The 13,234-nt window shown below is 36.7% G+C and carries 14 protein-coding genes; all 14 read left to right on the forward strand.

Annotation, left to right across the window (positions count from 1 at the left end):
* Nucleotides 1-6: 6 nt before the first annotated feature.
* On the forward strand, nt 7-1,332 hold the full coding sequence (tssK, locus tag BLS03_RS16310; RefSeq protein WP_093276340.1) for a type VI secretion system baseplate subunit TssK: 1,326 nt from the start codon (nt 7-9) through the stop codon (nt 1,330-1,332).
* Nucleotides 1,329-2,120 carry a type IVB secretion system protein IcmH/DotU gene (gene icmH, locus BLS03_RS16315; RefSeq protein WP_093276342.1) on the forward strand — a complete coding sequence of 264 codons (792 nt, stop codon included), beginning with the start codon at nt 1,329-1,331 and terminating at the stop codon, nt 2,118-2,120. Before tssK ends, icmH begins: the two co-directional genes overlap by 4 nt.
* A gap of 150 nt (nt 2,121-2,270) precedes the next feature.
* Nucleotides 2,271-3,728: a DUF4150 domain-containing protein gene (locus BLS03_RS16320; RefSeq protein WP_093276343.1), complete on the forward strand. Its 1,458-nt coding sequence runs from the start codon at nt 2,271-2,273 to the stop codon at nt 3,726-3,728.
* Between the two features lie 15 nt (nt 3,729-3,743).
* Entirely contained in the window at nt 3,744-5,903 is a 2,160-nt protein-coding gene (locus BLS03_RS25915) for a glycoside hydrolase family 19 protein (RefSeq protein ID WP_245696724.1), read from the forward strand.
* Nucleotides 5,878-6,684: a hypothetical protein gene (locus BLS03_RS16330; RefSeq protein WP_143015642.1), complete on the forward strand. Its 807-nt coding sequence runs from the start codon at nt 5,878-5,880 to the stop codon at nt 6,682-6,684. The genes BLS03_RS25915 and BLS03_RS16330 overlap by 26 nt, the downstream gene beginning before the upstream one ends.
* Before the next feature lie 46 nt (nt 6,685-6,730).
* Nucleotides 6,731-7,228 carry a hypothetical protein gene (locus tag BLS03_RS16335; protein WP_093276348.1) on the forward strand — a complete coding sequence of 166 codons (498 nt, stop codon included), beginning with the start codon at nt 6,731-6,733 and terminating at the stop codon, nt 7,226-7,228.
* A gap of 238 nt (nt 7,229-7,466) precedes the next feature.
* Nucleotides 7,467-7,643, forward strand: a complete 177-nt coding sequence (locus tag BLS03_RS25690; protein WP_176765619.1) for a hypothetical protein — start codon at nt 7,467-7,469, stop codon at nt 7,641-7,643.
* Between the two features lie 16 nt (nt 7,644-7,659).
* Complete coding sequence (locus tag BLS03_RS16340; protein WP_093276351.1) at nt 7,660-8,226, forward strand: hypothetical protein; 567 nt, start codon at nt 7,660-7,662, stop codon at nt 8,224-8,226.
* 320 nt (nt 8,227-8,546) lie between these two features.
* On the forward strand, nt 8,547-8,918 hold the full coding sequence (locus tag BLS03_RS16345) for a hypothetical protein (RefSeq protein ID WP_093276353.1): 372 nt from the start codon (nt 8,547-8,549) through the stop codon (nt 8,916-8,918).
* A 165-nt stretch (nt 8,919-9,083) separates the two neighbouring features.
* Nucleotides 9,084-10,151 (forward strand): hypothetical protein, encoded by a 1,068-nt coding sequence (locus BLS03_RS16350; RefSeq protein ID WP_093276356.1) that lies wholly within the window; start codon nt 9,084-9,086, stop codon nt 10,149-10,151.
* A 122-nt stretch (nt 10,152-10,273) separates the two neighbouring features.
* Nucleotides 10,274-11,317, forward strand: a complete 1,044-nt coding sequence (locus BLS03_RS16355) for a hypothetical protein (RefSeq protein WP_093276358.1) — start codon at nt 10,274-10,276, stop codon at nt 11,315-11,317.
* 175 nt (nt 11,318-11,492) lie between these two features.
* Nucleotides 11,493-12,053: a hypothetical protein gene (locus tag BLS03_RS16360; RefSeq protein ID WP_143015643.1), complete on the forward strand. Its 561-nt coding sequence runs from the start codon at nt 11,493-11,495 to the stop codon at nt 12,051-12,053.
* 133 nt (nt 12,054-12,186) lie between these two features.
* Entirely contained in the window at nt 12,187-12,729 is a 543-nt protein-coding gene (locus BLS03_RS16365; protein WP_093276365.1) for a lysozyme inhibitor LprI family protein, read from the forward strand.
* A gap of 287 nt (nt 12,730-13,016) precedes the next feature.
* Nucleotides 13,017-13,234, forward strand: a 218-nt coding sequence (gene tnpA, locus BLS03_RS16370) for an IS200/IS605 family transposase (protein WP_143015644.1), incomplete at its 3' end; no start/stop codon positions are given.

Genomic DNA, 13,234 nt, shown 5'->3' on the forward strand with positions numbered 1-13,234 from the left:
CACAACATGTCTTTATACAATCCGGTTGTTTGGCAAGACGGCATGTTCATGAAGCCGCAACATTTCCAGCAGCTTGACCGTTCGCTAGGAAAGATGGCGGGAATGCTGAACTCAAGCAGTTCACCGCTGCATTGGGGGCTGAAAAGTCTCGAAATCAACGCAGAGCTTCTGGCGCTAGGTAAATTAGGCATCACTCGCGCTGAAGGGGTACTTCAGGATCAAACGCCGTTTGAACTGCCGCTGTTGGCGGAGTTGCCAGAAGTGCGCGACGTTGATCCGTCGATCACCGACAAAGTGGTGTACTTATGTTGCCCGCTGCCGTCTGAACGTGCTGAGCTGTTTGGCAGCAAAAAAGATGGCGCCCGTTATCGTATCGAAAGCCAAGAAGCGGTGGATTCGTGTTACGACAGCGAAGACATTGCTAGTATTTCAGTGGGTAAATTGAATTTTTGCCTGATGTACGATCACGAAGATAAAAGTGCTTACACCTCGATTCCGATTTTGAAAATTTCTGAGGTGAAACCCGATGGCAGTGTGATCCTTGATGACGGCTACATTCCGACTTGTATCGATATTCATGCCTCAAAAGTGCTGAGTAAATTCGCGACCGAATTTGCTTCGATGCTTAAGCACCGCGCAGAATCGATCGTGGCCCGTTTGGGTGTGGTGGATCAACAAGGGGTTTCATCGGTGGCGGATTTTATGTTGCTGCAAGCCCTTAACCGTTACGAACCGCTGTTTTGGCATTTTGCCAGCATCGAAGGTGTGCATCCCGAATCGCTGTATCGCATTTTGCTCCAAGCCGAAGGTGAGCTTTCGACCTTGTGTTCGGCGTCAAGACGCCCGCAAGAATTTACCAAATACAATCACGCCGATTTAACCTCTTGTCTGTCTCGCACTTTAGACAGTGCCAAGATGACATTGAGCGTGATGTCAGAGCAACGCGCCATTCCGCTCACGCTAAAAGAGCAAAACTACGGTATTCGCACCGCCGCGATTCCAGACAAAGGCGTGGTCGATTCCACCACCTTTATTCTGGCGGTGAAAGCCGATGTAACGCTCGATGTTCTGCATACCCAGTTCGTCAGCCAAACTAAGATTGGTTCGATTGATAACATTCGCGACCTGATTAACTTGCAGCTACCGGGCATTGAGATCAAACCGATGCCAGTGGTGCCGCGCGCGCTTCCATACCACGCCGGTTACACCTATTTTGAACTGGATAAAAGCAGCGAAGAGTGGTCGGCGCTTAAGAATGCCGCCGCGATTGCCGTGCATGTCGCGGGCGATTTTGCCAACCTATCACTCCAACTGTGGGCAGTTAGGTTATGAGTTATCAAGATAACGATGTAACCGTCGTCCTGTTCCAGCCTGAGCCTGGCAAACCGATGGAGGTGATGCCAGCGCCGGACTTGTCTCGCAATATCGCTGTGCGTGATTTGACCATCGAGAAGATGGGCGTTAACCCGTTGGTCGATCAGTTTACCTGGCTGATTGCCAGCTTGTCGTGCATGGGCTCAATTCCATGGCTCGATGACCCAATGCCGTTTCGCGAGCAAGTGGCGCGCGAGATCCGTAAAGGGGAGCGAAAACTCAACGAAATGGAGTTGGATCGCGCGTCAATTTTGGTGATTCGCTACTGTTTGTGCGCAGCGCTTGATGAAGCGGTATGTCGCCAAGAGTGGGGGGCGAATAGCCACTGGAGCCAACACAGTTTGCTTTCTGAGTTTCATAACGAAACCTCAGGCGGTGACAAGTTCTTCATTATTCTTGAGCGCTTAAAAGCTGACCCGAGAAAATACCGTTATGTCATTGAATTTCTTTACCTGTTATTGCAGCTTGGCTTTCAAGGTAAATATGGCCGCGAGGAACGCGGCAATGAAAAACTCAACGATATTGGCAACACCGTTTATCGATTAGTTCGCGATGACCGTTTAGCAGAACAGGAAAAAGTGTCGCTTGTTAACTTGAAAGCGAAATATCTGAAGAAGCCTCTCAAGCGAGTTATTTCACCCAAGTTTGTGCTTGGAGTAAGTGCCATCGCGTTTGGGGTGATGTATGCGGTAACGTACGTGATCATTGATATGAAGTTTCAGCAGTTATTGGCGGCTTATCAATGAGGTAGGTAAAAAGTATGACATTGAGTCTATTTTTTGCTCAATAGTAAAAATGCCTACCGAAACCGCGAGTTTCACTAGTGAATAAGAGAGATTGTTAGCCGCAATCTCTTTTATTATTTATTCACCAACATTAATTGAAATGGGTTGACTATGGGCGTAACAGTTTGTGCAAATGGACTCAGTGTGGTTCATCAAGGATCCGGCGGCGAAGCCAATGCAACACTGCCAGATGTATGTAAGACACAATGTGGACCGCCAGTCGTCCCAATTCCATATGGTAACAATGCCAAATCGGCTGACCTTGCCGACGGTACCACCACGGTAACAATGGATGGTGGTAATAGCGTTGCCATCAAAGGCAGCAAATTCTCCCAAAGTACTGGTGATGCCAGCGGTGATAAAAAGGGCATCGTTTCCGGCACCATCGAAGATGAAGCTGAATTTATTTCTGCGTCGCCAACGGTGAGTATTGAAGGTGCGGGTGTGTGCCGTTTGTCGGATCAAATGACGATGAACAAAGCCAATACGATGTGTATGGGCGGCGTGCAAAACCCTTCGGTTTCGGTTAGTGAAGATGCCGAAGGGACTTATACTCTTGATCTTATCTGCCGTTACCCATCCGGCGAACCCTATGCCAACGCGCCATTTGAGCTGCGCGATCCTTCCGGCAGCACCATTGCCAGCGGCCAGTTTGATGCAAGCGGGCTTGCGAGTGTAAGCGGCCTCGCGCCAGCAGAATGCATTTTAGTGGTCAGCGAATCACAAGATGAATACGTGCCAAGCAAAACCTTGGCAGAAAATACCCCAACCAACACCTTTGAAGATAGCCAAACGTTTTGCACTTACGTCTCTGGCCATCGCGCGCCGTTTTGGGACATCAGTGTTGGCGCCAGCAGCAATTGGGGCATTTTGATTTCGCCGCAATTAACCGATGATGACTTTGTCGATATTGTTTACGAACAGTGCCGAATCACGGCGCCTTATGTCGTTAGCCGTAATCAGTCTCGCGATTTTGCAAACGCGTTTATTTCAGCGCTGAACCATTCGCTCGATGATCTCGACACGCACAGTAAATATCAGCCACTGCTTGAACAAGTCTTTGAGAAGGCTCATCCAAACGGCGATATTGTGCGAATCATTTACAGTGCCGACACGTCTGCGCCACCGGCAGAACTGCTCGCTGAGCTGCGTTATCTGGGCTGCGGTAATACTTTGAACTTGCTGCAAAATATGGATTGGGAACAAGTCAATAACACCCTTTGTAGCTATATTAATCAATTGGTTAGCGACGTTGATGTGCGCCTTGAATACATGCAAAGCCAAGCGCAAGCGCGTGGCTTAACGGTGGTTGATAACGGCATTCAAGCTTACCGCGATGGCATTAAAACACTGTCAAACGCGCTGCCCGATATTTTTTCGGCAATTTTTGACCAAGTGAGCCAGCAGGTTTCAAGCGTTGTTGATATGGCCGAAGGCGCGATTATCAACCGCAGCAGTGCATCGGGTTTTGCGACCAATTCGGGCGAGTTCAGCACGGTTGTCTACGCCAAATCACACAATGCCAATCGACCACCATTTGTTATTTTCAAAGATGTGTTTTCTCACTAAGTAAGGAGCCTTTTGATGAGCGCAGTATTTCCCATTCTAAAACGCGATGGCTCCGCTTACGCTAACTTGACTGAGTTTAAACAAGATCTGAATAAGAGTACCTCTGGGCGCTATATTTTAAGTACGGGTCATGGTTGGCACGGTGGTGTGCATCTTAATAGTCAGTCTTTTCCTTGGGGGAAGGGGCTGCGCTCGATACAAGCCATGCTGGGTGGTAAAGTTGCGGCGTATCGAATCAACGATGATTACGTTTCTAGCGAATACATGGGCAAAACGTTTAAATTCAGTAATAACTTTGTGCTATTAGAGCACGAGTATGCTGATCCGACTGAAGGCTCTGATAAGGTTTTCACTTTCTACACGCTGTATATGCATTTAGCTCCGCCAAGCGCGATTGGAGTGAATGCTGAGTTTGCCACTCGTTATAAAATGGACGCCGAAAAAACCAAGGTTCGTTCGTTCGCTACGTCCGGTGTGCCAGATAGCTTAGGTACGCCCGAAAAAACTGTGAGTCTGCCGCTTGGGACAGAGTTTGAGTATCTAGACGCAGATAGTAAAACGTATCGCTCTTTTAGTATTAATAACACTGTACACGCCATGATCCGCTGTAAGTTATTGACTAATAACAGTGACTTTGTTGATAAAGAGGTATGGATTGCATCAGGTAATGGTGTGGATAGCGACACATCGCGATTTAATTTTTTAAATACTCCGGGCGGTCACTTGGCTTTAACGACACCTGAACCGGAGTGGATGACTGGGAGTGATATCAAGCGAGATGGCAGTGTTGTGGCAATTAAAAAGCCCGATGGCGAAGATACTCGCATCAGTATCGATGCTGGTAGTGACTTAGGTTATCTATCACTGAATGAATTTAGTCAGGATAGTAACGCGACTAAGCAACATGAGTACGTAGTACATATAGAAATGTTTTCTATCGATAAGCCAGAAGAATACTTCCTAAAACAGTTTGAAAATATGAATCAAACACCAATAGACGGAACTGTCAGTGACGGAGCCGTAAAACCAGGTAACCCTTTGTTTTCACAATTGGTCACGTTGACTAGCGAAGAAGCGGACTCAACACCACCTCCAACGACCACGGAAGCTTTAATTACTCGACTAAATGGAAAACGAGAAAAACTTGAAAAGTTGATCGTTCAACATCAAAGCGAGTGGTGTCAAGATTCTGCTAATACTCACTTAGAGTCGATAAAAGAATCAGCGAAAAAGGTATTAGATAGGCTGTTTGAAAATAGTTTTATATCGAGGGATGAATATAAAGATTCCAAATGGCATAACAAGTTAGAAGAGGTATACCAGTCGTTTTTTGCCCAACAGCAAGAAAAAGCAAAACTATTAGCTTGGATTCAGGATGCAAGTGATGTCATCCACGCCAATCCAAAGCCATATTATTTGTGGCCTTTCGCATTGAAATTAGGTGAGTTAATAAACATTGATATGATTTATTCAGCAAATCTGCGACAAAATAGGAATGTTTGTTTAAATATCCTGCCATATTTAAATAAATATGCTAAAAAATATAACATGAATTCACCTGTAGTTATAGCCCATTTCTTGTCTCAGCTAGCTCACGAAAGTGGGTTTACTGCAAGTACAGAAAGTTTATCCTATTCACCGAAGAGAATGAGACAAATTTTTGGCTGTAAGGGTGGCCCTAAGAACTATGTATCTGAAACGGATAGTTGTAGCTTAGGAAAGCTAAGAGAAAAACTCTGGACTGAAGAAAATAAATATTCGCGTAATTCTCGTAATTTAGGGAATTATGTTTATGCTGATAGAATGGGGAACGGTAATGAAAGCTCAGGTGACGGATATAAATATCGGGGAAGAGGACTAATTCAATTAACAGGAAGAGATAAATATTCCGAATTTACTAATTTTCATAATCTCCACAACCCAGATGATATAAAGAATTTTTTAACTAACCCAGAATTATTATCATCAAGTATAGAATACGCAACATCTAGTGCTTTTTATTATTGGTTTGACTTTAAGGATATTAAAAACGAAGATGCAGAATCATATACAGTTAGGGAAATAACAAAAAAGGTTAACGGTGGAATAAATGGGCTTGAGGATCGTAAAAACAGATTTAGAGCTGTCGCGGAAGTCTTGGGGATTAACAATGTTGACGAGTATGTTAATGATTAGAAAGTACATTATTTTATTGATTGTTGTTTTTATTTCTAACAATGCTTTATCAAAAGAAGTAGTTTTAAATATAGATGAAGTTAAAGTGGATATTTTTGAAAAATCCGTTATTGATGAAGATTATCCTCTATTGCTAAAATCTAAATCTGGTGATAGGGAATATGTCGTTGACCGATTTTCATACGAAGGTTCTGAGCCTAAGATAGAAGATATGAAATATTTTTCTATAAAAGAGCAGTTTTATCTTATTGTTCAGGTAAGCTGGGAAGTTAGGCATGCAGATATCAATGGGACACAATACTCTAACTACTTATATAAATACGTGGATAACCAATTTATTAAAGATCTTCCAATCTCTAATACTGATGTTATGAGTGGTTTTTCTGGATACGAAGATCCAGAACATTCGCAGGTATATGAATATCAGAATCTTGATGTAGTAATTGATTACCTGAAAAGAAAGTTAGTCTCTCATACTCAAGGGTTGTGTTCGTTGAGTGAACAAACATTATTTTCATGTCGGTTATCTAATGATAAATTAGTTTCTATTTGTCAAAGTGGAAAAGCGAATACCTACAGATATGGGACTCTATCTAATATTGAAATCTCTTACCCTAAGTGGGATGAGGATCAAATAAAACGAACTGACTCCGGTGCTTTTATGTTTAGTCGCGGTGATTATACATATTTATTAAAAGCTAATGATAAACCAGTATCATCTTTATTAGTTACGCAAAAAAATAAAAGTGTCTTTAGTAAGTCTTGTTCTGAGGTTTATTGATTATAAAACGATTACAATGTGATTAAGTGTACCTTTGTGGAGATTTATGTTTTCAATTAGAGTAATGGTTTGTCTTGTAATGTTCATTTTCACTTCTTTTCTGGTCTATGCTCAGAGAAACGATAAGACAAGTTTATGTAGTACTGATGAGTATGTTCGTTTTAGTTGTCAGCTAGAGAATAAAAAAATAGTTTCTCTATGTAGCAAAAAAAATGAAAACAAAGTCAACGAAAAAAACATAAACAGTATAGGGTTGGTTTATAGGTATGGAACTGAAAGCAACATTGAACTAAATTATCCAATTGATGCTGATGGTTCTGATTTCGGATATGAATCGATTAGACAAGAAGCGACGGAAGATGAGAATAAATATTATAGTACACGAGTTTATTTCTCGTTAGGTAAATATAAATATATAGTTGGTAATAGTGAAATATTTGATGCTATAAGCTGGCTAGCAGTGAATAAAAATGAAAATGAAATTTTTTACTCGCAATGCAACGATAATTTGACCTACGCAAATGTGGATATCTTCCAAGAGTAATTTTTAAAGATAGATAAAGCACAAGTCTGCGCTTTATCTATTACTTAAAATTTTAAATCGTTGGAAGATGGGTTTCGAATAAAGGAATATACCTCTCGGGTTCGAACTCCAACTACCATAGAAGCGCTGGTGACTCCAGGTCTCACATTATCAAATTATAATAATATATCTTTAGCGGATTTATTTAGGTCAAAGTTGGGTATAGGTACTAGATCATCATATCAATCGTCCTAATAACGTGGTTACAGAAATAAATGATATTTTAGATGTATTTTTTTCTTTGGATGACAACAAAGAACATAACAATATCAATGATTGGGGTGATGATGAGCGTTCAACTAGAGAAAGAGAGATTCTCGACCTTTATGGTGTCAGAAGAAATATGAAAGATGCCGTCAATCGTTATAATAACTAGGTTAGGAGAACGGGTGATGAATAAATTTTTCTTAGTTTCAGTCTGTTTTTTTTCTTGTTGTTGTTACTCTGCAACTTTGCATGTAAAAGACGAAAATATAGTATTTATTAGTAAAAATGTTGGGACTTTTAATCTATACCCAAAAAATAATAAGTATAGAGTTGAACAAAATGAAAGCCATATTTCATATAGCCCTAAAAAAGATTTTGCTATAATTCAAAAATATGATGAAGGATATTTATGGCTTGAGAATGGTGATAAAAAATTTATTTCCACCAACTATTGTGATGTAGTAAATATGCATAATGGATGTATTATTACTACTTTAGATGGTCAAGCATGTGGGGCAAACTGGGTCGATAATAATCAGATAACTAGAGGTCTTACTAAGATAAGGTTCGACATTAAAAGTCCAGTCATGGAAATAATTCGTGGGACTCATGTGAAAAAGATGTCATCATACTTACCTAATGACATATTGAGTGGAAAAGTAGACGGGCTTGACTATTCTTTAGAAAGTTATTCTCAGTGTTACGATTTAACACAACAGCAACGCGACAAACTGGAAAATCTCATTAATTAAATAGTGCAACGACAATATAATTTATGGAGTTAACTATAATCACGATATATCAGAATTTTCTGTTTTTATTATTTCTTGATCATTTATTAATGAAATGTTTAATCATAATTTAGTATTTTAAAAATATTGGTAGGTAACTTTTTGGTAGCTATAAATTAAAATTTAATGCAGTTATGTAATTATATAGGTAAGATTTTGAATAAATTAATTAGACTTAGTATATAAACAAGATATGTCTAGTGGATAAAATTAGCATGAATATAAAATAAAATATATTAATTTTTAAAACTAGAATTCAAGAGTTATCTTAGGGTAGGTTTATGTTTGATTGTAAAATCGCTTTTCTATTGTTTTCTCTTATGTTTAGTACATACTCTTGGGCAACTGTGCCTGATGGAAAGTATATCTCATTAGAGTTCAATAAATGTGGGTTAACAGTTAATATACAAAGCGATAAATATTACATTAATATAGGGAACCAGAATGAAAGTGGCATGTTAAGTTCATATAAATCTGGTGATGATAAAGAAATTATAACTTTTTTAAACATGGTTCCAGATCAAGGTGAAAGCAAAGTATCAGCCGGATATGAAGATGGTGAATTAGTATTTCAAAATTATGGCAACTCTATGAACTATTATGTTTTATTCCAAGTTTGTGATGTGAAATATATCTTTCTTAGAAGAAAATAGAGTAAAACATGTGACTTACAAAAAATTTTAGAGTGATGTTAATTCCTTATATAAGGCCTAATTTACATAATGGCTTGGTAAGCTGGTAAGCTGGTAAGCTGGTAAGCTGGTAAGCTGGTAAGCTGGTAAGCTGGTAAGCTGGTAAAAATGGGAAGAAATACTTTAATGAAATCATTGAATAGTAGTACTACTATTTTGTTTTACAAGAGAGTTGAGTGCTTATTGTTGGCTTTTTTTTTATTTTTATTCTCACTTAAAACGTCTGCAAATGAAAGTTTAGATGATTTTACTATTAGATTAAACGGTTCTGAAGCGATAGTGAAGGCTAGTGAGAAGAATGGTATTTATTATATTTTGAATGAAAAAGATGAAGCTGATTATAGTCTAGGCAATAACTCAGAAATTTATCCTCTTGAAAATAATAAATCTAAGTATGAATCTGTAAAAAATTCCGTTAGGTATCATATATATTCACAGTCTTTAAAAAATGGTTCATTCTATCCAGTGGCTCAAAATGAGGAGCTAGAACTTACAATTGATAATAACAAAAAATTAGGGAACGTCATTTTAGTTGAAACCAATGAAGAAGATAATGGCGCCTATAATTTCTTATTAATTTATGCTTTTGATGATGAAGTAAAAAGAATAAAACTAAAAGATATTCTATATATAGAAAATTTATCTGAAAAGTATGATTATGCCCGTATGGTATATTCGGTAGGAAAAATTAAAAAAAATGGAATATTGTTTTTTGATGGCTATGACCGGTTATCTATGTCTAAGTTTATCGTGGACGAATTGTATGGATCTAAAAGAAATCTATTGCTTGATTTAATTAACACTCCACCTGGTATAGATGTTAAAGACTTTAACATTAAAAGTTTATGTGGCACTGACGAAAAAATTGAATTCTCATGTCAGTTAGATAATGGGAAGTTTGTGTCATATTGTGGCAACGATAACAATGAAATGACTTACAACTATGGTGATTTTCATAAACCGGAAATACATAAAATCATTAAATCATTAACGAATGAAAAACATAGCGATGATTATTATAATTATCAAAGCTCTTACTTTAATCTCGGTGACTATAAATATATTTTAAAACAAAAGTCGTTTAAAGAAGGTGGGAAATATGATCCAGTCCAAAATGATTTAATAGTTAAACAAAAGAATTCGGAGGTTTTTAATCATAGATGCATAAATACTAGTAAGTACTATCAAAACTAGATTTTACTGTAGATTTTGTCTGTTACATAATCGGAATGATAAACACCAATGCTTATTAAATAATAATTTTATATTTATTTAATTGTATTTAAAAGTTTAGCTGATCTATTTACGGGGGGAGAATGTATAAATTTTCGGCTGTGATTTTTGTTTTTTTATTATCCTATAGTGTATCAGCAGATGAGGGTATTTACAGGTTTAATATGAAGTTTGTGGATGGAATCAGAGAAATGAAGGTTTTCAATTCAGGAGGGAGTTATTATTTTAATGAATTATTAGATAAAAGAGATAAGATACTCGGAGCCAGATATCAAGAATATCCATTAAGCTATAATAAAAGTGGGTATTCAGATAATGCTAGTAAAATTGGCTATCATATTAAAATCGTAAAAAATGAAGACGGAATTTCTTATCCTAATTGGAGTGATTTTGGAGAAAGATTTATTAATGACTCTAAGTCGTCATACAGCTCTATTTTAATAGAAACTGGAGAAGAAGATATCAGTACATTCAAGTTTTTTTTAAAGTATGATTATAACTTAGAAGAGAAAAAGGTCGTACTTTCTGACATCTTTTATGAATCTACTTCACATCTCGCTCGTGAAGAGGATAACTGGTTTAGCTTTTACAAGGTAGATATCCCTAAGCCTTCTAAACTATATGACTTGTCAAAATATGATGCAAAAACTATGACTGAATTTGTAGTTAATGAATTGTACAAAAAAAGAGATACTCTACCATTGGTGTTGTTATCAAAAACTGAAAATACTAAATACTTATCAAATGACGCTAAAGTTATGAGTTTATGTGGTGATGATAAAGTTGAGTTCTCTTGCCAGTTTAACAATTCTAAAATAGTGTCCATTTGCTCAATCGAAAATAATAAGATTGCTTATAAATATGGAACATCTAAAAAGTTAGAGTTGAGTTTAACTCGTCCTACTTTTGTTGGCGAGTTATCTGAAAATGGTGAAAAGTATAATAGCGTAATGTTTTCAAAAGATAAGTATACTTACGAAGTACGTGATATGTTGCAAGATTTTGAAGGTGACATATACCATTCATATAAGCTAATGGTCTCTAGAGATAATAAAAATATTTTTGAATCAGAATGTGAAGGGATTAGTCAGTATTTTGATTGGAATTTTAGAAAGAATTTCCATTAAATTTTTTTTAGATATATTGATTATTTGTTTGCTTAGTCTCAGAAATAGGTTTTATTTAGTCTTATTTTAAGTATGCAGTAAGAACCGCAGGATTTTCTAGATTAGTTCTTGTTCGGACCTAGCCATGACTCAGTTGAATCCGTTACTGAAAAAATTAAATAGGATACTAATAGTTATGAACAAAGCGAACAAAACTTTTGGTTTTTGTGGAATGAAAAAATTTTACATGAATATTATTATAATATTATTTTTAGGTATATTTAAACCAATAAATTCTTATGCTTATCAAAAGGAGTTATTCCGTGATGATGGTTCTTTATGTAAAGTTGATGAAGAATTGGTTGCTGGGTGCTATCTAAGAAATAAAAAAATAGTATCTATCTGCGGAAATTCTGGAAATGATAATGTTTTTTATAGGTATGGTGATAGGGATAATATAGATTCAGAATATGAAAAAGGAATAAATAATAGGTTTTATTTTATTAATGAAAGTGGTGGTTCTGTATCTTCATTTTCAATAGTTGTTGATTCCGGTGATTACCAGTATCATCTAGCAGAGGCTAATAATTCAATGTCTCTTTCATTTTATAATTCATCGAATGATAAGTTGATTTTTTTGGAGAGGTGCAAGCCTAAGTTTCTTATGAATGATCTTGAGAAGAAAAGTTATAAGAATACATATGTATTTCCTAACCTAGAAACGATTAAATTTTTATTTAAAGAGAAAAACGACTAGACAAGCTATATGTTGATTTTTAAAACTAGAATTCAAGAGTTATCTGGTGGATTACTATCTCTTATTATTGATAGAAGAATTAGTATATAGGTAATTTTGAAAAGAAAATGTTTGAAGTTTATGGTGTGTGTTTATGTTACAAAAAATAGTTTCTTTGGGTTTGATTTTGTTCTTCTATTCAAGTGACGTACTATCGTATCAAATCTATGATTTTAATCATAACTACCAAGGTTTATTAAACAAAAGATCAGATGAATACAATAGATATGATAGAGAATTAAATGAATTATATAGTAAGTCTCTTTCTTTTTTTGACTCTAAGAATAAAAAGAATGAATTTAGAGATGTTCAAAGAAAATGGCTAAAATATAAGATTAAAGCTTGCGATGCTAAACCTTATTTTGAGGGAGAGGAACCTAGTAATGATGTAATGACTCAGTATCTTATAGCTGAGTGCAATAGTTGGGTTACTCAAGCTAGAATATTGGAAATTAAGTATTCATTATCAAAAGATGTTGAGCTATCTTATGCTATTTCAAGAGCGAAAATAGTTGATGATGGAATAAAAAAGTCAAAAGAATGGGATGATTATAAAGACTATAATTGTAAGTTTATATCTGAAGAATCAGAATGTAATAAGAGAATGGATTTTTATTATAAAGAGCTAGAATTATAGTTATCTGTCGATAAAAATGAGATTTAAATTTTTTACTCACAATGCAATGATAATTTTACCTACGCAAACGTTGATATCTTCCAAGAGTAATTTTTAAAGATAAATAAATCGCGATTTCTACACTTTATTTGCGCAACTAAAAAGCTAGCCATAGGCTAGCTTTTTTATTGTCAGCTCTAAACCACCGCCTAGGGCGGTGGTGATTGTCCCTTGGGGCTATTGCCCGAAGGAATGCCCATGTTAGAAGTAAGTCTCTTATTCACCACAAGTAAGAGGAAACTAAAAACATGGGCGACTACAGAAGTTCATCACATGTATATTGGCGTTGTAAATACCACATAGTATGGACGCCGAAGTATAGATTTAAGATCTTGAAAGGTAATGTAGGTAAGGAGCTTTACCGCTCGATCTACATTTTGTGCAATATAAAAGATTGTGAAGTCTTGGAATTAAATATTCAGCCAGATCACGTTCACTTGGTTGTGATAGTCCCACCGAAAGTATC

The sequence above is a fragment of the Vibrio xiamenensis genome (assembly GCF_900100015.1).
GTDB lineage: Bacteria > Pseudomonadota > Gammaproteobacteria > Enterobacterales > Vibrionaceae > Vibrio > Vibrio xiamenensis.